Raw genomic sequence first — 24571 nt, forward strand, 5'->3', positions numbered from 1 at the left:
CGCCGATTACCGTTTGCGGCATGGCTACCACCCCCGCGTCCCTCACATCGGACGCAACCCAGTTCCTCACCGAGCGTCATCTCGCGACACTGACGACGCTCCGCAAAGATGGAACGCCGCATGTCGTTGCAGTCGGATTCACGTGGGATCCGGAGAGCTCCGTCGTCCGTGTGATCACCAGTCGAGCGTCCCAGAAGGCGCTCAACGCTGCGCGCGGTGGCTACGCTGCAGTGAGTCAGGTCGATGGGGCACGATGGCTCACTCTCGAAGGCACATCTGACGTGCTCACTGCAGCAGACGACGTAGTGGACGCCGAGAAGCGATACGCGCAGCGCTACCGCGTTCCACGGGAGAATCCCGAGCGCGTGGTCGTTCGAATCGCGGTCCGACGAATTCTGGGTTCGAGGTCGTTGCTCAACCTATAGGCAGAACCGTCAGTCCATGCGGTCGTAGGTTGACGGACTCGCACCCGCCGGCGGTCACCACCACGATGTCTTCGATCCGCGCGCCCCACAGTCCCGGGAAGTAAATACCCGGTTCGATGCTGAACGCCATGCCCTCGGCGAGTTCGATGTCATTGCCCTCGACGATGTAGGGCTCTTCGTGCACGGACAGCCCGATCCCGTGCCCGGTGCGATGCAGGAAGGCCTCGCCCAGCCCTTCGGCAACGAGAATGTCGCGGGCCGCAGCATCGATCGACTCGGCGGTCACGCCAGGCTTGACCGCGTCCACGGCAGCCTGCTGCGCTCGTTCGAGCGTGGCGTACTGCGCGGCAACCTCGGCTGACGGCTCACCCATGACGTACGTTCGCGTCGAGTCCGAGTTGTATCCAGGTGCAACCGGCCCGCCGATGTCGATCACGACTACGTCGCCCGCCTCGATGACCCGATCGGACACCTCGTGGTGCGGATCGGCACCGTGTGGGCCAGAACCGACGATGATGAATGCGGCCTCGGTGTGGCCTTCCTCGAGGATCGCAGCAGCAATAGCCTCTGCGACTGCGGCCTCGGTTCGGCCCACAACCAGGAAATCACTCATTCGGCTGTGCACACGGTCGATGGCCTGCCCGGCCCGCCGAAGTGCGTCGATCTCGGCGTCGTCCTTCAGCATGCGCAGTCGACGGAGGACCGCCGTCGCCAGAATGGGGGTTCGGCCGAGACGGTTTGCGAGGGGCACGAAATGCAGTGCAGGCATGGCATCGTCGACCGCAGTGGCCGCGCCTGCCGGAAGACTGGCTGCGACGATGTCATATGGGCTGACCCCGTCCACCCAGTCCGAGACCGTCAGACCGAGATCCGCCACCGCCGACTCTTTCAGCGCGGCAAGCTCCAATCTTGGCACCACTACGGTCGGAGTCGTTCCGTCTGCGGGGATCACGAGACATATCAAGCGCTCGAACGAACCTGCTCGTGAACCGAGGAGGTACTGCAGGTCCGGGCCCGGGGTTACGAGCAGGGCGTCGAGCCCCGCCTGGTCTGCATACTCGGCAGCTCGTGACAGTCGTGAGGCGTAGATCTCGGAGGAGAATCTGGCTGCGGTCGTCGTCGAATCGGAACTCATTCCTACAGGCTATCGGCGTTTGGCAAGATGATGTCCATGACTGCCCCAGGAAAGTCGCCTCTGCTCCTTCTCGACGGAGCAAGCCTGTGGTTCCGCGCCTACTACGCACTGCCGGAATCGATTACGGCACCGGATGGGCGGCCGGTCAACGCGGTACGCGGATTCGTCGACATGGTGGCCGCATTGATGGCCAGAACCGAGCCGAGCCGACTGGTGGTGTGCCTCGACCTGAATTGGCGGCCGCAGTTTCGTGTCGATGCCGTTCCGTCGTACAAGGCGCACCGAGTCGCCGAGGCTGCACCGGGCACACCCGAAAGCGAAGAAGTCCCGGACAGTCTCTCGCCACAGGTCGACATGATCATGGCGGTCCTGGCGGCCGCAGGCATCGCTACTGCGGGCGCCGAAGGACTGGAGGCCGACGATGTTCTCGGTACCTTGGCATTTCGCGAACGCCAGGACCCTGTCGTTGTGGTCAGTGGTGATCGCGATTTGCTTCAGGTCGCGGCCGACGAACCCAATCAGGTCAAGGTGCTCTACGTGGGTCGTGGTCTCGCCAAGGCCGAATTGTTCGGCCCCGCCGAGGTAGCCGAGAAGTACGGGGTGCCACTCGATCGAGCAGGAGAGGCGTACGCAGAGCTTGCACTCCTCCGCGGCGACGCATCCGACGGTCTACCCGGAGTGAAGGGTGTCGGAGAGAAGACAGCGTCGACGCTGATGCTTCGGTATGGGTCGGTCACCGCGCTCAGGGCGGCTGCGCTGGATCCCACTTCGGATATGGCGCAGGGCGTTCGAGCAAAACTTTCGGCCGCCGCCGGCTACCTCGACGCGGCGCTTCCGGTGGTCAGAGTGGTAACGGATGCCGAGGTCGACTTGTCGCGATCGGACGTGATTCCGGCGGTGCCCGCTGACGCGGAACGCCTCGGCGAACTCGCCGAGGAGCTGGGCATCAAGGGCGCTGTGGACCGACTCGTAGCTGCGCTGGCGGTCCACGGCGCTTGACTGCACGCGCTGGTTCAACGAGGACGCGAGACCTCGTACGTGCCGTTGTCGTCGGTGAAAGTCAACGTGACGGTCCTGTCGAAGCCGTCGACCTGCAGCGAGCACTCGAACGACGCGCCCTCTTCGATCTTTTCACCATCGGGGCACGACACGTCGGACACCGACGACGCTCCATAGGTTCCGGTGACGATCTCCTCGACACCTGATTCGGCCGCCGCTCGATCCAGATTCTTGGATCCGCCGAATGCGAAGACGAGTCCCACAATCACGACGACCGCGAGAATCAGTCCACCGATAACGAAAAGCGGGATCTTGGAATTGCTGCCGGACGGGGGCTGCTGACCTGGGTTCCACTGGTCCTGCGGTCCCGGAGTTTGCTGCGGGTATTGGCCCTGGTTCCACGGAGGCTGCTGAGTCTGCCCCGGGTACTGACCCTGGCCGTACTGCTGCTGAGGGTATTGCCCTTGCTGGGGATATTGACCCTGCTGGGGGTACTGGCCTGGCTGTGGAGGCTGACCTGGCTGCGGGTATCCGGCCTGCGGATACCCGCCCTGAGCTCCCGGGTACTGGCCCTGAGGATACTGCCCCTGTGGATACTGCCCCTGCGGATATCCAGGTTGGCCGTACGGCGGCTGCGGATACTGGCCCTGGGGACTCTGAACCTGGGGATTCTGGGCCTGCCCCCATCCTTGATCCGCACCGGTGGGGTCTGCCTGGGGCTGGCTCCACTTCTCCGTCTCCGGTGATCCACTTTCCGGCTTGCCCTGATCGCGAGACCATTGATCGTCAGGGTTGTTCGGACCGTACGGGCCGCTCATCTCGCCTCCACTGGTATTCGATTGATCGGCCGCAACCATATCGGACACGGTCATGCAGCGTCGACTGCAACAACTCCTCGGCGTAGCGCCGAGACAGCGCGCGAAGCAGTCTTGGAAAGCTCCGGATCCGGCGTCGCGAGCCGCACCTGGTCGAGCAGATCGATCACTTGTCGGCACCAGCGTACGAAGTCGCCTCCCGACAAGGCCTTTCCGTGGTCTCCCGCAGCGAGCAGTGCGTCGGCGAGAGTGTTGTTACTCGCCCAGCGGTAGACGGCCTTGACGAAGCCCATCTCGGGCTCCCTCGTAGGCGGCAGCTTGTGGCGAACTTCGTCGGCGCGCAACTCGCCCCACACGCGGACCGTCTCGGCAAGTGCGTGACGGATCGGCCCGGTCGGGCCCTGCGGCGTCGTGTCACCTTCTTGTCGGGATTCGAACACCACGGCGGACACCACGGCCGCGAGTTCTGCCGGCGCAAGGCCTCTCCAGAGGCCTTGGCGTAGACACTCTGCTACCAATAAGTCGGACTCGGAGTAGATCCTGGACAGCCGGGAGCCGTGCTCGGTCACGGACGGAGTGCGTCCGGAGGTGATGTAGTCGCGTTCGTTCAGCAACGACAGGATGCGGTCGAACGTGCGTGCCAGCGAGTTCGTCGTGGCGGACACCTTCTGCCGCATGGACTCGGTGTCCCGGGCCAACTTGTTGTACCGCTCCCCGATGCGCCCGAGTTCGTCCCGATCGGGCCGCGAGTGCACCGCATGCGATCTGATACTGCGTCGCAATGTAGCCAGCTCCCGGTCATCGGCCGCAGTCGACCTGCGCCGCTTCCGATCCGATGCGGCCGAGATGCCGGTCGACCTCAACGCAGCCGACAGGTCACGGCGGGTTCTCGCAGTGCGATGATCGACGAACCTAGGCAAACGCATACGTCCCAGAGACTCTGCGGGCGAAGGAAAGTCCGAGGCCGACAGGTGTCCCGCCCAAGCGTCCTCGGTCAGAACCAGAGGTCGTGGATCGGCGCGATCGTCGTCAGGTTCGAGGACGACTGCCAGTCCGCTGCGCTTACCACTCGGAATCGACACGACATCACCGCGCGAGAGGCCACGCAGCGAGTCGACGGCGCGATCTCTACGATCCTGCCTGCCCTGCTTCTCGAGTGTCTTCTCTCGGTCCTTGAGTCGTTCTCGGAGCGCCGCATATTCGAAGTACTCCCCATCGGCACCTCCCAGACGGGCGAGCAGCTGTTCGAGAGTCTTGGCGTTGCGGTCGATCCCGCGAACCAATCCGACCACCGAGCGGTCGGCCTGGAACTGTGCAAATGATCGCTCGAGCAGTTCACGGGACTCGGCGGCGCCGAACTGTTCGACGAGGTTGATGGACATGTTGTAGCCCGGGCGGAACGAACTCCGCAGCGGAAACGTGCGTGTCGACGCAAGCCCCGCAACTTCCGTCGGTTCGGTGCCTGGCTGCCACAGGACGACCGCGTGTCCTTCGACGTCGATTCCGCGCCGGCCCGCTCGGCCGGTCAGCTGGGTGTACTCCCCCGGTGTCAGTTCCGCGTGAGTCTCACCGTTGTACTTGACCAACTTCTCGAGAACGACTGTGCGTGCAGGCATGTTGATGCCGAGTGCGAGTGTTTCCGTCGCGAAGACCGCTCGCACCAGGCCTTTGACGAACAGCTCCTCGACGGTGTGCCGGAACACGGGCAGCATCCCTGCGTGGTGGGCGGCAAGGCCGCGCTCCAGCGCCTCGCGCCACTCCCAGTAGCCCAGCACTTCGAGGTCCTCACGAGGCAGTTCGGAGGTGTGTTTGTCGATGATGTAGCGGATTTCCTCGGCCTGCTCGGGCGTCGTCAGTACCAATCGGGATCTCAGGCACTGAGTGAGCGCACCGTCACATCCTGCGCGGCTGAAGATGAATGTGATCGCCGGGAGAAGTCCCTCCTGGTCGAGCTTGGCGATGACTTCCGGCCTGGGCAGTGGTCGATTGGCTGCGCTCGTATTGTGTCCACCCCGCCCACGGCCACGACCGTGTGGAGCCTGCCAGCGGTCAGCGTGGTCCAATGATTGCCGTTGTTTGACGTGCCGAATCAGTTCGCGGTCGACGACGAGTTTTGCGGCGCCGTCACGCGATTGCGACCGGCTGTCGAAGAGGTCGAACAGCCGTCGGCCGACCATGATGTGCTGCGACAGAGGTACCGGGCGGTTCTCGTCCACGACCACTGTGGTGTCACCGCGGACGGTCTCCATCCATGCACCGAACTCCTCGGCGTTGCTGACCGTTGCCGACAGGCTCACCAGACGGACGTCCTGCGACAGGTGCAGAATTACTTCTTCCCACACCGCGCCACGGAAGCGGTCCGCGAGGTAGTGCACTTCGTCCATGACCACGTGGGACAGGCCACGGAGAGCGTCGGAAGACGCATAAAGCATGTTGCGGAGGACCTCGGTCGTCATGATGACGATCGGGGCGTCGGGATTGATACTCGAATCACCGGTCAGCAAGCCGACCGTGTCCCGGCCGTACCGGGCGGTGAGCTCGGCGAACTTCTGGTTGCTGAGAGCCTTGATGGGTGTGGTGTAGAAGCACTTTCGGCCGGCAGCCAAGGCTAGATGAACAGCAAATTCACCGATGATCGTCTTGCCTGCGCCGGTCGGCGCACACACCAACACGCCATGGCCGGCCTCCAACGCCGTACATGCGTCGATCTGGAACCGGTCGAGAGGAAAACTCAGATCTCCTGCGAACCGTTGAAGCTGCGACGTCGACACCGTCACATGATCACATCAGATGGTGTCGGTGTAGTCCCGATTCGATTGTGCTGCAGGTGAGACGGGATTCGGGGATGCAAGTGGACTCGCGGAATCGATAGACGTTGCTTCGTCATCGGATACATCACCCCATTCGTCGGTTCTCTTGCGCAATTTACGCCTGTCGTGGAGCCGAGCGATCTGCACCGCGATTTCGAAGAGCAATGTCAGCGCTAGCGCAAGCGCGAGCATGGAGAACGGGTCCTGACCAGGGGTGGCGATCGCCGCGAACACGAACAACCCCATGATGAGGCCGCGTCGCCACGCCTTCAAGCGCTCGTAGGTCAGCACCCCGACGAAGTTCAGCGCCACGACCAGCAACGGAATCTCGAAACTCACTCCGAAGATAATCAACAAATTGATGACGAAGCCGAAATACTGCTCGCCGCTCAGCGCGGTGATCTGCACGTTGTCGCCGATCGACAGCAAGAAATGCAGGCCTTTGGCGACGATGTAGTACGCCAGCACCGCACCGCCGACGAACAGCACCGCGGCCGAGGTCACGAAAGAGATCGCATATCGGCGTTCTTGCTTGTACAGACCCGGGGTGACGAAAGCCCATATTTGGTAGAGCCAAATCGGGCAGGCAATGACGACACCGGCAGTGAAAGCGACTTTGAACCGAAGAAGGAACTGGTCGAACGGGCCGGTGGCCAGCAAGCGACACTCGTCGTCATTGCTGAGATTGGCCCGCAGGCTCGGGTCGAGGGAGCAATAGGGCCCTCGGAGCAGATCGCCCAGACTTTCGATGCCAAGGATCGTGTGCGAGTACCAGAAGAAGCCGAAGGCCGTCGTGAACGCCATGGCCACGAGCGCCCACATGAGCCGGGTACGCAGTTCGTACAGGTGATCGACCAACGACATGGTGCCGTCAGGATTCAAGCGGCGCTTACTGCGCCGTGGATCGAACGGGATTCGCATTCTCTGTCTTCGCTCAGCAGTGAACCGGGGTGCTGGTCAGCACCCCGGTTTGCCACAGTTCAGTCGTCAGGCGGACTTGGAGTCCGGCTGCGCATTCACGCCATTGGTGGCATGAATGTCGCTCGCCTGCACGTTGGTCTGCGGATCGAGCTGGGCAGGAGCGGAAGGCTGAGTCGGCGCAGTGTCTGCCTTGCCGTCGTTCTGCATCTCCTTGACTTCGCTTTTGAAGATGCGAAGCGACCGGCCGAGCCCGCGAGCTGCGTCGGGCAGCTTCTTCGAGCCGAACAGAATAACGACGACCAAAGCGACGATGGCCCAATGCCACGGGCTCATGGCTCCCATGTGTACCTCCCAAGATCAGATGATTCGAGACTACCCGACATATCGGCACGGAGCCTCCCCCGTCACCGGACGTTTTCCGCGCGTTCACAGTGCACTTCACGGTCATGCGAGGCACTTCACGGTCACTCGAGCAGCGAGTACGCGGTCAGTGCGCTTCGCGCGCGATCGGCGACACTTCGCCGTAACTCCGGGGGGCCCAGCACTTCGATGCTCTCACCGAAGCCCAGTGTCAGGCGTGTCATCCACGCCTGAGTGGCGAAGCGCATCGTCACCACGATCGAGCCGTCGTCGTCTGCGCCGATTTGAGTCATCGGGTAGTAGTCCATGACCCATGCATAACCCGGGGCAATACGGAGCCGGGCCTGCGGCAGCGACGGATCGTCGTTGAAGATCTCGAAGCTGTCGTCCTGTGGGGCATCCTGAGGTGGCCGCGACGGCTCGGCCAACTCCACTGCCCGGTCGATCCGATCGAATCGGAACAGGCGAACGCCTTCGGCTCGTCTGCACCAGGCCTGCACGTAGGTGTGATCGTCGATCAACACGGTGCGAATGGGATCTACGATGCGCTCCGAGACCGCATCTCGTGACGCCGAGTAGTAAGTCAACTCGAGCGCATGTTGATTGCGCAGGGCGGCGCGCACTGCTGCGGCCGCTGGGCCGATCGCTGTGTTCGCATCCGTCTCGCTGGTCGACGATCGGGGTACGTTCGCCGCCGCGGACCCGGCCGCGTCCTCGATCTTGGCAATCGCGCTTTGCGCGGCGCTCGGATCGACCATTCCTGGCATCGACGTCAACGACCGTAGAGCAACGAGAAGTGCAGTCGCCTCCGTCGAGGTCAACCTCAGCGGTCGATCGATGCCGGCCGAAAAGGTGACCTCGATGCTCTCCTCGGAGAACGACAGGTCGATGAGGTCGCCGGGCCCGTATCCGGGCAGACCACACATCCACAGCTGGTTCAGATCTGTCATCAGTGTCGTGGTCGTCACCCCGAGCTCCTGAGCTGCCTCGGCCGCGCTCAGCCCAGGGTTGGCGAGAAAGAACGGCACCATGTTGAGCAATCGAGCGAGCCGGACCGACAACCGCGCGCTCATACTGACCTGCACTTTTGTAGATTGGTACCTGTTGGGTAGGTACCGGGATTCACATGCGACACCATATCAGCATCTTGGGTGATCACTGGGAAACCGACCGCTAGGCTTCGGCAATGTTGATCTTGGCCCAAGAGCCTGCTGTACAGAACATCACCATCCAAGCCGCTCCACCCTGGTGGAACATAATTGCCGCAGTACTGGGTGCGCTCGTAGCTGGCGGCATCGCAGTGACAGGTTGGATCTACGTACACAGAAAAAGCCAATCGCGGGATCTTGAGAACTGGCGCAGAACGGCAGTAGCCAAAGCGGTAACCGAACTCATCGAAGCATCCGAGAAGCGCTTTGAAATTATCCGCAAGTCCAGCGGTGACTCTGATCAATTGCAACGCGAAGCAGAGTCCAAAAAGATATTCAGCCAAATAGAGCTATGCCGATACCAGATACAAATCTCGGCTGCCGACACAGATGTCGAGGACAGAGCGGTTGAAATCTTTAGCAAACATCAACAAAGCGATGGTGCCATAACATTAGTGCGTGATTGGGAAATGGAATTCTCTGATACTAAGGCAACGCTACACATGAAGTGGTTCGACAAAACTGTCTTGCATCATGAACTCATTCGAGCTACACAACGTGAGCTAAAGCAGAACGTGTCGGAACCTATCGTCAGAGACCATGCAGAAGTTTTGCAGTAAATACGCGAAAGAGATCAGAACACATCATAGAAGATATCTGTGAAGATGTCCTCTAGTTCATACTCGGGAACCCACGCTACACCGCCGGATTCTCTAGAGAAGAAGACTTCTAATCGAACATGATTTTCATGAATGGTCCATTCCATCTTACGAATGTAGGCAACATGGCTTTCGTTCTTGTACAAGATGGTGATTGGATCGAAGATCTCCAATGAACTCAAACGCATCAGATCATAGAAGTCATTCGGAATGAGCATGACCTTGGAGATTCTGTTCTTTGCCAATACATGATCATCCATGATGGCATCTGCCCAATCATGAAAACCCGGTCCGAACTCCTTAGCTCGAATGTCCTCGATGTTGCCTGTTCCATGAACCACCGGGAAAGTTTCCTTGCGTTCACCGTAAGAATCAATCGACGCTTGGTCGTACCACCACTGTGCGATCTCTGACTTGCTGGCTATCGGTTCCACCTTGGCTGGTAGTTCGGAGGAAGTTGTACGCTCCTCGTACTCATCGAGATCAAGTTTGTATTCGTTAGGTTCAACACCATTGATGACTGTTTGCGTATCTGTACCTTTGTCGATCTTTCCATAGCTCAAATCACTTCTGGAAAATGAATCAGCGAAGACAAGCTGAGGCTGACCGGCTATATCGGACTTATAATGCATACGATTCATGCGGTCAACATAGATGAAACCTTTGTTGGTATTGCGCATAGCTTCTAGAGATCTACCTACCTTCATGGCATCGACATATGCAGATGGTTGATTCTTAGGGCTATCTGTCTTGGCTTTCCATCTTCCTGACACATCTACCCCGGCGATTGACGCACAGATACCAAGACCATTGAGCATCGGCGCATACTCCATTGGCAAATCATACAAGTAGTGACCTGTTGCATCGGTCAATGTTCTATGAGCATCCTCGACAGTCACTTCGATAAACGGACGATTCTTGTAATCGTATTTGACTTTGTAGTCTCTAATGATTCCAGTGAACACCACATTGTATCCGGCATCAACACCGTAGGTATCCTCATACGAGTCTGGCAGGTCCCCGATAGTCGGGCCACCGTGTTCTAGAGCCACGGTGTGATTGATTTCAGTCGATCTCGCAACCCTCGACCGGTTGGTGGTTGTGGGTGCATTGGGCAGCGTACTCGGACGGCGTGAGGTAGCCGAGTGATGAGTGCCGGTGTCGATGGTTGTGGTCGTCTTTGAAGTCCTCGATCACCACCCTCGCTTCGAGAAGGCTCGTCCAGTGATTGCGGTTCAGGCACTCCTTCCGTAGTCGGTTGTTGAACGATTCGATGTGTCCGTTGTTCCACGGCGTCCCCGGCGGGATGTAGGAGATACCGACACGGTCGCGACAGAACTGTTGCAGCACATGCGAAATGAACTCCGGACCGTTGTCCATTCTCAGGACCATCGGCGGTCCGTCCCACAGCGCGAACGTCTTGTCGAGCTCGTCGGTCAGTCGTTGCGCGGTGATCGAGCGCTCCACGATGTTCAACAGGGACTGCCGGGTGTGTTCGTCGATCATCGACGCGATCTTGATCGCTTTCCCATCCACCGTGGAGTCGAACTGAAAATCCATAGCCCACACCACTTTCGGCGCATCGGCTTCGATCTGCGGGCAGGAGCTGATGCCGGCGCGTTTGCGGGGATGATAGATCCGAACCTGCAGACCCTCCTCCTTCCAGAGCCGGTGCACCTTCTTCTTGTTCACCGACATGCCCTGGTCGTGCCTCAGATGCGCCCAGGCGCGACGGAAGCCGTGCAGTGGATGCGAGCCTGCGTATGTCCGCAGCGACGCCCTCAGGGCCGCGTCGGGATCCGCGGGTGTGTCGGCGATCGGTGTTCGTGCGTAGGTGGAGCGGGCAAGCCCAACAGCTTTGCACGCCAGACGTTTCGACAGACTCATGGTGTTGACGAGCATGTCGACGGCGCGGCGCTTGGCGGCTGGGCTCAGAATTTTCCCTTCGCTACCTCCCGCAGTGCGTCCTTCTCCAGCTCGGCCTCGGCGAGCAGGCGTTTGAGCTTGCCGTTCTGCTCGCGCAGCTCCTTGAGTTCCTTCGCGGCATCGGTGTCCATCCCGCCGTACTGACGCCGCCAGTTGTACAACGTCGCCGCCGACACCTCGAGCTCCGCCGCGATCTCCTCTTGCGTCTTGCCTGCAGCGGTCAGCTCATCGGCACGGCGCAGTTTGCGCACGATGTCCTCGGCAGAGTTGCGCTTCCGTCCAGCCATGTTCTCCATCGTCCTATCCGCCCACTTCAGGGGCAACAAGACTCTAAAACGAGATGGCCCCGTTCACCGGGGACACGCCAAGTCCGCATAGCCATCGGCAGGCAAACGATTGTTGCCATAATGATTGATGAGCATTCTCACCCTCTTGCCCGGAACCAAGAGATCACCGTTGCCAAGTTCATCCGAAACAAACTTGAGTTGCATCTTGCCAATCGCATACTCTTCTCGTGTGGCGATGATGCCGCTCAATGGATCACTGATGTCCTGCCATTGCACCAAATCCAATGACGTTTGCGTCTCATTGAGGCTGTCATACTCGATAGGTGCACAGCGTTCCACCCAATATGCATTCGATGATGCAAGTTCTATCTGACCTGTATCGGATTCAATGACAACGGTCTTTCGTTCACCTGCTGCTGCATTGAAGGTACCGATCAAAGCACCACGAACATGATTGGTTGACTTGTAGATGTTCAATGCAACCGATGAGTCATTGCCGAAGAACGTCAAAGCTTTGGGAAGTGTCATGTTGTCAAAATATGTGCGATTCTTGAAAGCTACGCCTGTTGTACTCAAAGGATGCCTATAGGTGTTATTCTCCGCTGTTGGCTGTTCGATCTTCACATAGAATGGATCGGTCAATGATGTACCGAAGTATCTAGCCTGCAATCCACCTCGTTCATAGTTGTCGAACGTACCGCTTGCATACTCATCGCTTACAGATTGCTTCAATGATGCAGCAAAGTAGACCTGCGTTATGTCAGCAGGAATGACAAAGTCAGTCATAGCAGGGATGGTGTAGGTCATCATCGTTCTGGTCAAGTTACCGCTAGGCTGCAACTCTGCTTCATAGAACATGAGTTCAACGTCGACATCTTCTCCCCCGTATTCGTTACCTTTCTCCCCATGCCCCCACAAAGCAAATCTGACCTTCATGCCTGTATACGCATCATCTTCGGTCTTCTCTGCTGTGCCGGTTCTACGGACATAGAAGGTACCGCCGAAGTTGACCAGCATTCCCTCTTCAACCGGATACGGTGTCTTGCTCTGAGCAATGATCGGGCCAATGGTTGCTGCATTGTAAGTTGTAATAAAGTTGTTGCTCTGAGTAACCTTGTAAATCGGTAGAGTCTTCTTCAAACCTTCTGGCATCACATAGACCGCACCACCAGTTTCCACAGTCTTGGAATCATTAGCAAAAGCAAGATCATTGTGAAAGTCCACTGCACCCGGCTTGGCACGTGAAAACCCTACATAGGAACCTGTAGCAAGCAATGTTCCCGCATAGAAGATGTACTGCAAGGTACTGAAATTCAACGTGAAAAAGTTAGTCCAGACCTGAACACGAATGGAATCACCTGGTTTCAAGTCCATAGTGTGTCCCATCGAGAACACTTGACCTGTGAAATTAATAGACTCTTTGGTTGTCTCGCGCACCACTTCCCCATTGACCAAGATTCGACCTTGAGCAATATGCTCGGCAATCATTCCCGATTGCTTGTTGAACTTGAGCCACACAGAGATATTGGCACGCTGTGCTTCCGATACAACCAGCGAGTTATTGACAATGACTGTACCGGGAAACGCTCCATCAGCTACAAAGCCAGTCACATCAACCCACGTCTTATTAGCGCATGACTGGTTACCAGACTTGTTCATCTGCATCGGCACTGTGGTAGTCGGCGGCAAATCGTAAGACAGAGGTTTGTCATAGATACCATTACTAATCGCAATCCCATTGGGTACCGCAACATCGGTCTTCGATGACTCGATCTGAACTTTCGTGCTATTGAAACCATTGATAGGTCTAACCATGTGTATAACCTTCTTCCATTATTATCGTGGTGCTCCTGGTCCTGTTGCACCAACTTGAACCACATTGATTGTGTGTGTGCTTGATGTGTTCTGGCCATTCAATGAGTTGATCTCACCGACAACATCTGCAACATTGCTGTTGACGGTATGAGTGCTATTGGTCGGTGAACCCAAAGAAGATATCTCTGCTGCAACCTGAGAAGCATTGCTTGAGACAGTTACGAACGCATTTGCTTCCACCGGTGGAATGCTGATCTGCGGCAACGACACATTGAAAGTGATCGGTACTGGTGGAACCGATAGATTCAATGTGGGCTGAGTGACATCGAATGTCACCGGAATTGGTGGTGGTGGTGGAACGGTGATCTGACCGTCTGCAACCTGAATGTCAACAGGTACAGGTGGTGGTGGAGCAGGTGGAGCAATCGGACCTGCCGTTAGTTCAACAGGTGGAATAACTGGTGCTGCTGGTGGTAAGAGCATTGTTTCCAATGTTGCTGGTGGCATAGCTGGTGCTGCTGCTGGAGGATTGAGCAATGTTTCCAACGTTGCAGCAGGTAACTCTGGTGGAGCTGCTGGTGGCAACAGATCGATAGGCAACGGTGCTGGTGGCAAAGCTGCCATCTCACCCTGAATTTCAGGTCTGACCGGAACAACAATTTCTTGCCCTGGCGCTAGAAGATCAGTCATTCCTTCACTGTCGAACTCAGGCTTTATCTTGACTGGAATTTCTTGAGCTGCACCCCCGGATAAACCATCCAATGCTGCTGTCCATGAATCCTGAATAGCCTGGTTGTTGAAACCCAAACCAGTTGAGAGGAAGTCCATAAGACCTCTACCCTCTTTGCCACCCATCGATGACAGATTCTTCAAACCATCATTGACAACATTGAAAGCTTCACTGACACCAGTAGCAACCGATGTCAGATCAGTCAATGCACCTGTGATTCCTTGGATACCATCGGCAACCGCTTGACCATCAATAGAACCTAAGAACTGACCGAATGCTGATGCAGCACCTGATAGACCTTCGGTTACTTGTGACCAGTCAGCACCACCCAGACTTTGCATGAGAGTTGAAAGCCCTTGTGTGAAACCATCCATCTTTCCTGCATCGAAGAAACCCATTGTCGTCTGCCATGAGCATGGGACCAGCTTGACCTGATTTTGCCAGGGTGATGGGACCACCTGGATTGCCAGTTATGGGACCACCGGCGCGCCTTGCCGGTGGTCTCGTCGTTTGCTCGTTCGATCGTCTGTGACAGCACCAAGCACGTCACGGAGGTCGGTGAGCATGGCTTTTCGGGAGATCAGTGTGAACGAAATCAGAGAAGTACTGCGGTTGTGGCTCGGGACGCCAGCATTGCCGGCTCCCGGTTCACGCAAGATCGCCGAGCATGCCGGGGTGGACCGTAAGACCGTCCGTCGGTACGTCGAGGCAGCCCAAGGAGGTGGCCTCAAGAGAACCGACACTGCCGCTGCGGTGAACGATGATCTCATCGCCGCGGTCGTCGATGCTGTCCGTCCCGACCGACCGCACGGTCACGGCGCGGCATGGGAGCAGCTCGTGCCCCATGAAGAGCAGATCACCAAGTGGGTGGCAGGCGATGGTGAACAGAAGCCGCTCACTATCACCAAAATCGAAGTGCTGCTTGCCCGTAAGGGCTGCGTGGTGCCGTATCGGACGTTGCACCGCTTCGCCACCGAGCGGTGCGGTTTCGGCCGCAAGAACCTGACGGTCCGCGTCGTCGACGGTGACCCGGGGATCGAATGCCAGGTCGACTTCGGCTACCTGGGGATGCTCACAGACCCCGAGGACGGTCGCGCTCGCAAGGTCCACGCCCTGATTTTCACCGCGGTCTACAGCCGGCACATGTTCGTGTGGTTGACGTACTCGCAGACGTTGGTGGCGGTGATCGCCGGCTGCGAAGCAGCGTGGAAGTTCTTCGGCGGAGTCTTCGCGGTCCTGATCCCGGACAACCTCAAACCCGTTGTCAACGAGGCGGACCCGATCACTCCGCGATTCACCGATGGCTGGCTCGACTACAGCAATCATGTCGGGTTCATTACCGATCCAGCGCGGGTCCGGTCGCCGAAGGACAAACCGAGGGTCGAACGCACCGTGCAATACGTGCGCGGTAACTTCTGGGCCGGTGAACGATTCACCAGCCTCGCGCAAGCGCAGGAGGCGGTGGTCCGCTGGTGCGCCAGCACCGCGGGCATGCGCATTCACGGCACGACCTGTGCACGGCCGCTGGAAGTGTTCGAGGACTTTGAACTGCCGGTATTGCTGCCGGTTCCGGCGGTCTACGACGTGCCGATCTTCAAGGACGTCAAGGTCCACCGCGATTTCCACGCCGAAGTCGCACGCGCGTTGTATTCGCTGCCGCAGCAGTGGATCGGATCGACCTTGTCGGTGCGCGCGGACACCGAACTGGTGAAGTTCTATCACCGCGGCACCCTGGTCAAGATTCACCCCCGTCAGCCTCCAGGTGGCCGCAGTACCGACCGCGACGATCTCCCCGAACACAAAACCGACTACGCCTTGCGCGATGTCGCCTCACTCATCGCGAAATGCACCTCACACGGGCCGAACATCGGCATCTACGCCGAACGAATACTCGATGACCCACTGCCGTGGACGAGGATCCGCAGTGTCTACCGACTTCAAGGACTGGTCCGCCGCTACGGAGCCGAACGGGTGGAACAGGCCTGCGCGCTTTCGCTCGATCTCGATGTCGTCTCCGTCACCAAGATCGCCTCGATGCTCGAGCGCGCCACCGAATCCACCACGCCGGATCTACCGAAAGCAGTCGGACAATCATCAACGCGGTTCTCCCGCGATCCAACCGAATTTCGTTCTACTGCAACCACTTCACTGTCCGTCGTAGACGGCAGCACCGCACCTTCGGAGGGACGCCCATGACCACCACTCGCACCGCAGGCACGACCGAACCGGTCGGCACCGACCTCGTCCGACTACTCAAAGCCCTCAAACTCGGCGCGCTCGCCGACACCTTGCCCGAACGCGCTGCTCTGGCCCGCCAACACAAGCTCAGTCACATCGGATTCCTCGAAGTACTCCTTGCCGACGAAGTGAATCGCCGCGACTCCCGTTCGGCGATGCTACGGGCGACCAAGGCGGGGCTCGATCCGGCGATGGCCTTCGATTCCTGGAACGCACTCGACGATCTCCGGTACGACCGGACACTGCTCGGCGATCTGACGTCACTGCGCTTTCTCGATGCCCACCAGTCCGCGATCATCCTCGGGCCGGTCGGGGTCGGCAAAACTCATCTGGCAACAGCATTGGGACACATGGCAATCCGAAGACGACACAGTGTGCTGTTCGCTCGATCGGACAAACTGTTCACCAGGCTACGAGCAGCGCGACTCGACAACACCGTCGACGCCGAAATCCGGCGACTGACCGCAATCGAAGTCCTGATCATCGACGACTTCGCGCTGCGACCACTCGACGCCACCGAGACCAGCGACTTCTACGAACTGATCGTCGAGCGCCACCGGAAGAAAACCACGATCGTCACCTCGAACCGCGAGCCATCAGAGTGGCTGACCATGACCGCCGACACCCTCCTCGCCCAGTCAGCCATCGACCGACTGACCTCCGCTGCGCACACCCTCATCATCGAAGGACCGTCCTACCGCCAACGCACCCGCCCCGGAACAGTTGACGAAAACACCGACAACACGCATCCTCAATAACGCGCCACGGTGGTCCCTACCCTCTGGCAATCAGGTGGTCCCATCAACCTGGCAAGCGACACCTGCTGTGCTTGGTGACACCCATGACCCTGAACCATCTGTTCCTGTTGCTGACCATACGTAACCGCTGGTGCTCGATGTCGTCAATCGTGGAGAAGTGGTGAAGGTCTTCACACCATCCACCGTTTCATTGCCAGTCTTGTGCACCGCTGCCGAATCCAACGCTTTAGCATCAAGAGCTGCTTGAAGTGAAGTCACATTGGCAATGCTGTGAGTGTGAGAAGTGTTGGCTTTGCCATCCAATGTGGTCTGCAATGAAGTGATGTCTGCGATTGTGTGCGTATGTGCTGATGGAGCAAAGGTCGATGGTTTACCGGTGATCTGAGACCATGAATATGATCGTGCCTCTTCTGCTGTCAATCGTGATTCATGATTCTTCAAACCCTGATGAATCGTTCCGTGATATGTTCTGTGCCCTGATTGTCCCTCTGTTACTGCATCGGGCAATGCATTGATGTCGTCAACTAAAGCCATTTAGTTTTCATTGTCTCCTTCATAATTTTCTAGATCCCACTGCCTGAGCCATAGTTTTTTGGTCTTGCACGTGCAATCTTCTTCTTCATTATTATCATGTTCTTTACATGTATATTTTTCTGTCAAAATGTAAGGCACTATTTCTTTGCCCCCGCTTTTTTACGAGCTGCTTTCGCAAGGATCTCGTCACGATGCTTCTGGTAGTAGTCCTTAGTATATTGGCGTGAACGATTTCTGTAGTTCTCATCGTTGGCATACGACGCTTTTCTTCGCGCTCTGATCTTGTCCGCATTGCGTTCGTAATAACGTCTCTCTCGCTCTCGCGCACAACTACGACAGTATGGATTACGTCCATCTGCCATTGCTTTGCTGATGCCGAACGCATCGAACTCTTTGACTTCTTTACAACCACTACACTTCTTATTCATTATGTATCAATTTTACCATTAAAGAGGAAATATTTCTTTTGCTTTACGCTAAGACAGAAAGGGACCCCGACCTTGGCAAACCAACAAAGTTTAAAGGTCGGGGTCCTGATAGTGATTGATATGACTTAGGCAGTACAACACCAATCGGTGAGTTGAATCAATGGGAATGACTCACTTGCAATTATACCATCAAAAGGGAGCGGCACCATGAAATCCATAATGATCTCATGGGGCCTAGGGAGCTTCAAACGCAATGAGTGACGTTAGTAGCAATACAATTGTAGCAAAACTACCAGTCTAATTCTTTTGCTTCTCTATGGCACTTCTGAATGAAGTCTTCAAGACTCAAACCTTCCCCGCCATTGTCGTAGAACCACCTTGTGTACTCGCGTCTGTCTCTGTCTGAAAGATTTGAGTCATGGCTTGGCGTCTCAGGCTGAACTTGATTCTTAGGTACTGATTCTAGATCTGAGCCTGCAACCTGCTTCGGATGATTCACAGCAAGCTTGATCTTCTTGCGGCCTTGCTTAATATTTACCGGGAACTGTTCGGGGTAGATATAATCCTTATGGTCCCCGCGCAACCCTCGTGGTGTATTACTGACCACAACCGGTTTGTTGTACTGCGTGACCTGCTCCGGTGCCTGACCAAGATTCAAACGCTTCAAACGCTGTCTGAGAGATTTTGGCATCACAGCATCTTCCGGTGCGTTCTCTGCCCAACTCCATGCCGCCATGATGGTCTTAACATCAGTTTTCTTGAGATTGCTCACCATCTCCAACAGTTCTATGTCCTGGCTGATGACCAGATTAGACGGATATAGTTCTTCATCACCTACAAAATCCATGATTACCTCCTTTCGTTTCTCGGCATTGTCCCATCGGTATTTGTCGATAATCTTGTGATAGATCCTTCGAGCGTATTGCTGTGGTCTCAGATGTGGACCTATGCCACCGGGAATCTCATTGAGCATCTGAGCGTAGAACTCCAAGCCCATCGACACATTCTCGTCTATCTCAGTATAAGGCAATCCCCTGTACATCTTTCTGAGTATCCTGATCGGTTCCGGCTCCTCCCCCGGCTGATCGTATTTGTACTCCCACAAATCTTTTTCAGAAAGTTCTGAAAAAAGTGTGCCAAAACCGCCCTGTTTTACGTTGTACTTAGTAGATAAGGGAAATATATAAGTAGCACATTCCTCTTCTTCTTCAAGGTCTACGGGTGGTAAGACTATCTTAGATACAGGGAGATAGATGTCTAACCAATCATCTATAAGTTCTATGGACTCTGGAAAATCTATGAGAGCTAGACGTTTTTGGTTATCAACCTTGGCCATATGGTTACGTTGTAGCTTGAGGTCTATCTCTTCGCCCGGTCCATAGCTGTCATAGAAGCTCTGTCGTAGCAGGATGAAACGTTCTTGAAGCTGCTGGTGAGCCTGCTTCTCGAACTCAGGTTGAGAGGGTACATTGATCGGCAAGTCCCAATCGTCAGTTGATGTGTTTAACACCTCACACGCATCCAAGGTTTCGCTCATGAGCAATCACGCTCACTTGCTGTATCGGAAATATCTACACCGAGAAACCAACGGCTGTATCGGCTGGAATCTTTGATGCGGTCTTCTATGCACAACTGCTGATCTTGCAAATATTGTTCTGTGTTAATGTCAATCAAATTGTTCAACTTCTTTCTTTGTGATACGAAAAATCCCCTAACCGTGACCAGACAGTTAGGGGAAATCTCGATTATTTCTCGTATCAAAAGAAAGTTCTGTGAGCTATCCTTCCGCTGGTCATCGGTGGGTGTTTCTCTTTTACTAGTATAGCAAATTTATGTGGCTATTTCTGTCAGGTAGAGCTGCCCTTGACAGACACTTACGTCCTTCGATATGTACAACACTTGACCTTCTGCATTCATTCCCAGAAAGCCCAACTGCTGCAACTCGCGGAACTCGAAATGCTCATGACTGCACATAGCTGCCTCTCTAAGAAGTGTCCCTGAGTCGAGGTTAGCGCGGCGCATTCCCATAGTCAATAGTCGCAATATATCTTTCTTTGGCAATTTATCATCAAAGAATGATTGTTTTATGTTGTCCAGATTTACATGCAATTCAATCATTGTTTCGATCAAAAGATGCATTGCTGGGTTCAACGTAGACGAAATAACTTTGACTCCAAGGGGTACAGGTACCCCCAAACGCTCAAAAAGCTCTCAGACAGCACAAAGCCCCCACCAGCAACGATGGGGGCTAGATGCTTACATTTGCTTACATTTGCTAAGCGTCTGCGCCTGCTTTGACCTCCGTATTAGGTGTCTTCGAGTTGTATGCGGCCTCGTAGTCAGCGGGAATGCGCCCACGATCCGACACCTTGTAGCCATTGGCGTTCAACCACTCACGCATGGCCTTGAGCTGTTCAGGATCACGCTTTACGGTCTTCGAACGAGACTTGCTTCGAGCTGCATCAAGGTTCTCGTTCTCGGCAACCAAGTCTGCAATCTCACGGTTGAGCTTGTCGATCTTGTCTTGATACCGCCCCACAAGGTCAGCACCATCGTTGTCGAGCCAGTCACGGAAAAACTGCTCGTTCTCCACGGACATAACCTTCTCGTAGGTCTTCGCATCACCTGTCAGCTTGATCTTGAAGGTTGTCGGCTCCGAATCCTGCGTGACCTGCTCACCTGTCAGTTCATCGGTGAACGTGTAGATGCTCTTGATTTCGAACTTGGCCATTCCATTTCCTTACGTTGAGTGATGCAGAGACTAGTCTTAAGTTAGATCTATATCAAACTTGGCAGGTAAGGAATCCTTTCCATTTTTGATCAAGATCTGTCTGGCTTGCTCGTCATTCGGTATGTCGAAGTACACATCTACTTCGTTCCAGTCGTTCTGTGGCATGAAGCGCATGGCTGTACCTTCGACTTCGTATCCCGCTATGTTGTCCTGCTCGTAAGTTGCAGAGTCGGTTTCCAACTGGCTGTACTGGTAAGAAACCCAGATTGGGTCACCCGTATTGGTTACGCGGTATCGAGCGCGAACAAAGTATCCTCGTGGTTGCAAGCTTTCGACTCTATCCATGCGTTCGGCTTCGATGAATTTGTATATCAGGGTATCCACCTGCACTGGTTCCGGCGGGGTGACAGAAGTTTCTATTACAGCGATTGCCTTTGGTTCACTCTGAGAACAACCAACAGTCATCAACAAAGCAACTATTATCAGTAGATATTTCACGTCAATCCTTGTCGTAGAGTGTGTGAAGTAGTTCTTCTTGATACTCGTGATAGATTCCGATTGTGGTCTCAAGTCGTTTGTGTCTCATCTGCTTCTGAACCAAAGGTAATGGAACACCTTTGTCAATAAGATCAGTACACAACCAGTGACGTAGAAGATGCGGGTTCACTTTGATCCCCGTTTTCTTGCTTGCCTTCTGCAATGTCGTTTGAATGCTCGTAGGAAGAACAGTCGCAGTCAATGCTTCGATGCGCGGTTGCAACCAGTTGGGAACTGTCACCTCTGCCACTCCATATTTGGGTGGACCGATACGAACGATGCGCTGTCGTCCACCAACAGAATCCGCTGTGATGCTTAGCTCTATGACCTGGCGATCCACCAACAGCCGATCCTTGCGAAGCTGTGTCCCCGTTAGAGCTGCTGCCTCACCGAGCCGCAATCCCTCATACATCATGGTCAAGATTCTGGTCTCATGTGAGGACTGCATTGCCACGAACCGCAAAGATTCCTCGGACGGCAGTTCGTAGCGTCGTGGGGTCGGTGCTGGGATCGGTATCTTGATGCCCCAGACCGACCGTAAGGCGATGATCGTGCTTCTACGGCAGTTCGCACTAGTCAGAGCGAACAGACGCGACTCAGCTTGATACCGGTCCATCGTGTTGTCGACAGCACCGATTCGTTTCAGAAACTTCTCGTAGCCCCAGATGGTCTGCGGTTTTTGCTTCCCCGCATCCATCATTTCTTTCAATCGTGTCTCAAGCGTCACAACAGTCACAGAAACCCCTTTGGTCTCCGTGAATCCTGGTAGTGATCTACATCACATAGTGTCAGGGTTGGCGAGAAAGAACGGCACCATGTTGAGCAATCGAGCGAGCCGGACCGACAACCGCGCGCTCATCGGACTCCCTCGGACACTGCCGAACGCAACGCTGCGATGACGTCGGCGCGCAATGCGGGCGGATCGAGAACTAGTGCGTCGGGTCCGTGACCTGCAATCAGTCGCGTCACCCATTCCCAGGACCGAACCGGCATCCGGACGACCGAACCGCCACGCTCACCCACCGTTCGGTCCTCGATGATCGTGCCCATTCTTCTGATTTCCACCGCGCCATCGTGTGCGACCCACACCGTCGCCGTACCGCTGACCTCCGCCGTGCCTGCCACTCGCTCGACGATCGACTGCAGATCGACGTCGTCCGGCTTGTGCACGGTGCCCGTACGACCGAACGCTTCGACGTCGTCGCCGATGCGGGAAAGCCGAAAGGTCCTGGTGTCGTTGCGGTCGACATCGTGTCCGACGAGGTACCACCTACCGCGGAAGGTAACCACTCCCCATGGCTCGACTGTCCGCACGGTGAACGGATCCGTTGCAGAGCTTCGGTGCTGAAAGCGAACCGACCTTCCGGCGTCGACGGCGGCAAGCAGAGCTCCCAGCGCAGGCTCCGATCCCCTGGTCCGGGCTGGAACCGCGGTGACCGACGCAGCGGATTCGTCTTGATCCACCTGGATACCCGCTGCACGAAGCTTTACCAGCGCGCTCTGCGCTGCTGATGTCAGCTCGGGCGACTCCCACAGTTGGACGGCGACTGCAACCGCAGCGGACTCCTCGCGTGTCAGGTCGATCTCGGGCAGTTCGTAGGCATCTCTGTTGATTCGGTATCCCTCGACACCGCCGTTGCCCACCGAGATGCCGGTCTCGAGCGGGACACCCAAGTCGCGTAGTTCGTTCTTGTCGCGCTCGAACATCCGGCTGAAGGCTTCGTCGGACCCCGAGTCGCCGTATCCGGCCACACTGTCCTTGATGCGCTCCGCCGTCACGAACTGACGGGTCGACAACAGACAGATGACCAGGTTCATCAACCGCTCGACTTTGGTGATCGCCACCTGACGAACCCTATCGGTCCGCGCCGCGTCGGCTACATCGACGCGATCAAGCGCTCCACACGTTCGTCGACGGATCTGAAGGGGTCCTTGCACAGAACAGTCCGTTGGGCCTGGTCGTTGAGCTTGAGATGGACCCAGTCGACGGTGAAGTCACGGCCCGCCTCCTGCGCGGCGGTGATGAATTCGCCACGCAGCTTGGCGCGTGTCGTCTGCGGCGGCAGATCGACGGCCTCGTCGATCTGCTCGTCCTCGGTGATACGTTTGGCCAGACCCTTGCGCTGCAGCAGGTCGAACACACCACGTCCGCGCTTGATGTCGTGGTACGCCAGGTCCAATTGCGCGATCTTGGGATCGGACAGCTCCATCGAGTAGCGGTCCTGATAGCGCTGGAACAGCTTACGTTTGATGACCCAGTCGATCTCGGTGTCCACCTTCGCGAAATCCTGAGCCTCGACGGCGTCGAGCGTTCTTCCCCATAGGTCGACGACCTGCTCGATCTGTGTATTGGGTTCACGCGTCTTCAAGTGCTCGACTGCCCGGGAGTAGTACTCGCGCTGGATTTCGAGTGCGCTCGCCTGACGTCCGCCCGCAAGCCGTACCGGTCGACGCCCGGTCAAGTCGTGGCTGACCTCACGGATGGCCCTGATCGGATTGTCCAGCGCGAAATCTCGGAACGAGACGCCGGCCTCGATCATCTCCAGCACCAGCGCGCCTGTACCGACCTTCAGCATCGTGGTGGTCTCGGACATATTCGAATCGCCGACGATGACATGCAAACGACGATATTTTTCCGCATCCGCATGGGGTTCGTCACGGGTGTTGATGATCGGCCGGGACCGCGTGGTAGCCGAGGACACACCTTCCCAGATGTGTTCCGCGCGTTGAGAGAGGCAGAACGTGGCCGCCTTGGGCGTCTGCAGGATCTTGCCGGCGCCACAGATCAACTGCCGCGTGACGAGGAACGGCAGCAGCACATCGGAAATTCGCGAGAACTCGCCGGCGCGCTGAACAAGGTAATTCTCGTGGCAGCCGTACGAGTTTCCTGCCGAATCGGTGTTGTTCTTGAACAGGTAGATGTCACCGCCGATACCCTCTTCGGCGAGGCGCTGCTCGGCATCGATCAGCAACTCCTCCAACACCCGCTCCCCTGCCCGATCATGAGTCACCAGCTGTAGAAGTGAGTCACATTCGGCCGTCGCATACTCGGGGTGCGAGCCCACGTCGAGGTACAACCGTGCACCGTTGCGGAGGAACACGTTGGAGCTTCGGCCCCAGGACACGACTCTGCGGAACAGGTAGCGGGCCACCTCGTCCGGACTCAGCCGCCTGTGCCCGTGAAAAGTACACGTGACACCGAACTCGGTCTCGATGCCCATAATTCGTCGCTGCACACTTCGACAGTACAACGCATACGCGCTGATGGAGCGTTCGAGAGAGGCGAGAAACGCTGTGTCGATACGGCGCATAGGC

The 24571-nt window shown here is 56.6% G+C and carries 23 protein-coding genes; 5 read left to right on the forward strand and 18 right to left on the reverse strand.

What is annotated here, in order from left to right:
• Window positions 1-20: 20 nt before the first annotated feature.
• The gene (locus WDS16_RS09465; protein WP_338892261.1) at window positions 21-425 is read left to right on the forward strand and encodes a TIGR03618 family F420-dependent PPOX class oxidoreductase; all 405 of its coding nucleotides are present in this window, start codon (window positions 21-23) and stop codon (window positions 423-425) included.
• On the opposite strand, the gene WDS16_RS09470 is transcribed toward WDS16_RS09465, so the two are convergent.
• Window positions 415-1560, reverse strand: a complete 1146-nt coding sequence (locus tag WDS16_RS09470; RefSeq protein ID WP_338892262.1) for a Xaa-Pro peptidase family protein — start codon at window positions 1558-1560, stop codon at window positions 415-417. The two genes, WDS16_RS09465 and WDS16_RS09470, sit on opposite strands and share 11 nt — an antisense overlap.
• A 27-nt stretch (window positions 1561-1587) precedes the next feature.
• On the opposite strand from WDS16_RS09470, the gene WDS16_RS09475 reads away from it, so the two are divergent.
• Window positions 1588-2559, forward strand: coding sequence for a 5'-3' exonuclease (locus WDS16_RS09475; protein WP_338892264.1), 972 nt, complete (start codon window positions 1588-1590; stop codon window positions 2557-2559).
• A gap of 14 nt (window positions 2560-2573) precedes the next feature.
• On the opposite strand, the gene WDS16_RS09480 is transcribed toward WDS16_RS09475, so the two are convergent.
• The 5 genes from WDS16_RS09480 to WDS16_RS09500 all read right to left on the reverse strand — a co-directional run bounded on the left by WDS16_RS09480 (window position 2574) and on the right by WDS16_RS09500 (window position 8538).
• Window positions 2574-3431 carry a DUF4333 domain-containing protein gene (locus tag WDS16_RS09480; protein ID WP_338892266.1) on the reverse strand — a complete coding sequence of 286 codons (858 nt, stop codon included), beginning with the start codon at window positions 3429-3431 and terminating at the stop codon, window positions 2574-2576.
• Window positions 3428-6151 (reverse strand): RNA helicase, encoded by a 2724-nt coding sequence (locus WDS16_RS09485; protein ID WP_338892269.1) that lies wholly within the window; start codon window positions 6149-6151, stop codon window positions 3428-3430. The genes WDS16_RS09480 and WDS16_RS09485 overlap by 4 nt, the downstream gene beginning before the upstream one ends.
• A gap of 9 nt (window positions 6152-6160) precedes the next feature.
• On the reverse strand, window positions 6161-7105 hold the full coding sequence (gene tatC / locus WDS16_RS09490) for a twin-arginine translocase subunit TatC (protein ID WP_338892270.1): 945 nt from the start codon (window positions 7103-7105) through the stop codon (window positions 6161-6163).
• Between the two features lie 66 nt (window positions 7106-7171).
• Entirely contained in the window at window positions 7172-7447 is a 276-nt protein-coding gene (gene tatA / locus WDS16_RS09495; protein WP_338892272.1) for a Sec-independent protein translocase subunit TatA, read from the reverse strand.
• A 122-nt stretch (window positions 7448-7569) separates the two neighbouring features.
• Complete coding sequence (locus tag WDS16_RS09500) at window positions 7570-8538, reverse strand: YafY family protein (RefSeq protein ID WP_338892274.1); 969 nt, start codon at window positions 8536-8538, stop codon at window positions 7570-7572.
• Between the two features lie 113 nt (window positions 8539-8651).
• Here WDS16_RS09500 and WDS16_RS09505 point away from each other — a divergent pair, with 113 nt between their 5' ends.
• Window positions 8652-9233, forward strand: coding sequence for a hypothetical protein (locus WDS16_RS09505; RefSeq protein WP_338892276.1), 582 nt, complete (start codon window positions 8652-8654; stop codon window positions 9231-9233).
• Between the two features lie 14 nt (window positions 9234-9247).
• Here WDS16_RS09505 and WDS16_RS09510 read toward each other — a convergent pair whose 3' ends face one another.
• The 4 genes from WDS16_RS09510 to WDS16_RS09525 form a co-directional block, all read right to left on the reverse strand.
• Window positions 9248-10324 (reverse strand): hypothetical protein, encoded by a 1077-nt coding sequence (locus WDS16_RS09510; protein ID WP_338892278.1) that lies wholly within the window; start codon window positions 10322-10324, stop codon window positions 9248-9250.
• Window positions 10325-10337: 13 nt separating this feature from the next.
• Window positions 10338-11485 (reverse strand): IS3 family transposase gene (locus WDS16_RS09515; RefSeq protein ID WP_422395690.1). Its coding sequence is split into 2 segments (ribosomal slippage): window positions 10338-11218 and window positions 11218-11485, totalling 1149 coding nucleotides; the frame shifts between segments, so codons are not numbered across the junction.
• A 63-nt stretch (window positions 11486-11548) separates the two neighbouring features.
• Window positions 11549-13300: a hypothetical protein gene (locus WDS16_RS09520; protein WP_338892280.1), complete on the reverse strand. Its 1752-nt coding sequence runs from the start codon at window positions 13298-13300 to the stop codon at window positions 11549-11551.
• A 21-nt stretch (window positions 13301-13321) separates the two neighbouring features.
• Complete coding sequence (locus WDS16_RS09525; protein WP_338892282.1) at window positions 13322-14428, reverse strand: hypothetical protein; 1107 nt, start codon at window positions 14426-14428, stop codon at window positions 13322-13324.
• A 166-nt stretch (window positions 14429-14594) separates the two neighbouring features.
• On the opposite strand from WDS16_RS09525, the gene istA reads away from it, so the two are divergent.
• Together istA and istB are read left to right on the forward strand one after the other, a co-directional pair.
• Window positions 14595-16226, forward strand: a complete 1632-nt coding sequence (gene istA / locus WDS16_RS09530) for an IS21 family transposase (RefSeq protein ID WP_338887198.1) — start codon at window positions 14595-14597, stop codon at window positions 16224-16226.
• Entirely contained in the window at window positions 16223-17026 is an 804-nt protein-coding gene (gene istB / locus WDS16_RS09535) for an IS21-like element helper ATPase IstB (RefSeq protein WP_338887200.1), read from the forward strand. Before istA ends, istB begins: the two co-directional genes overlap by 4 nt.
• A gap of 30 nt (window positions 17027-17056) precedes the next feature.
• On the opposite strand, the gene WDS16_RS09540 is transcribed toward istB, so the two are convergent.
• From WDS16_RS09540 to pafA, 8 genes are all read right to left on the reverse strand, one after another.
• The gene (locus WDS16_RS09540) at window positions 17057-17560 is read right to left on the reverse strand and encodes a hypothetical protein (protein ID WP_338892284.1); all 504 of its coding nucleotides are present in this window, start codon (window positions 17558-17560) and stop codon (window positions 17057-17059) included.
• A 717-nt stretch (window positions 17561-18277) separates the two neighbouring features.
• Window positions 18278-19525, reverse strand: a complete 1248-nt coding sequence (locus WDS16_RS09545; RefSeq protein ID WP_338892286.1) for a hypothetical protein — start codon at window positions 19523-19525, stop codon at window positions 18278-18280.
• Window positions 19526-19818: 293 nt separating this feature from the next.
• Window positions 19819-20127, reverse strand: coding sequence for a hypothetical protein (locus WDS16_RS09550; protein ID WP_338892288.1), 309 nt, complete (start codon window positions 20125-20127; stop codon window positions 19819-19821).
• A gap of 136 nt (window positions 20128-20263) precedes the next feature.
• The gene (locus tag WDS16_RS09555; RefSeq protein WP_338892290.1) at window positions 20264-20719 is read right to left on the reverse strand and encodes an Lsr2 family DNA-binding protein; all 456 of its coding nucleotides are present in this window, start codon (window positions 20717-20719) and stop codon (window positions 20264-20266) included.
• Window positions 20720-20755: 36 nt separating this feature from the next.
• On the reverse strand, window positions 20756-21217 hold the full coding sequence (locus WDS16_RS09560) for a hypothetical protein (protein WP_338892292.1): 462 nt from the start codon (window positions 21215-21217) through the stop codon (window positions 20756-20758).
• A 1-nt stretch (window position 21218) separates the two neighbouring features.
• Window positions 21219-21992, reverse strand: a complete 774-nt coding sequence (locus WDS16_RS09565) for a site-specific integrase (protein ID WP_338892294.1) — start codon at window positions 21990-21992, stop codon at window positions 21219-21221.
• Between the two features lie 119 nt (window positions 21993-22111).
• Window positions 22112-23101, reverse strand: a complete 990-nt coding sequence (locus WDS16_RS09570; RefSeq protein WP_338892296.1) for a YafY family protein — start codon at window positions 23099-23101, stop codon at window positions 22112-22114.
• Window positions 23102-23133: 32 nt separating this feature from the next.
• On the reverse strand, window positions 23134-24492 hold the full coding sequence (pafA, locus tag WDS16_RS09575; RefSeq protein ID WP_338892298.1) for a Pup--protein ligase: 1359 nt from the start codon (window positions 24490-24492) through the stop codon (window positions 23134-23136).
• Window positions 24493-24571 lie beyond the last annotated feature (79 nt).

Source organism: Rhodococcus sovatensis (assembly GCF_037327425.1).
Lineage (GTDB): Bacteria > Actinomycetota > Actinomycetes > Mycobacteriales > Mycobacteriaceae > Rhodococcoides > Rhodococcoides sovatense.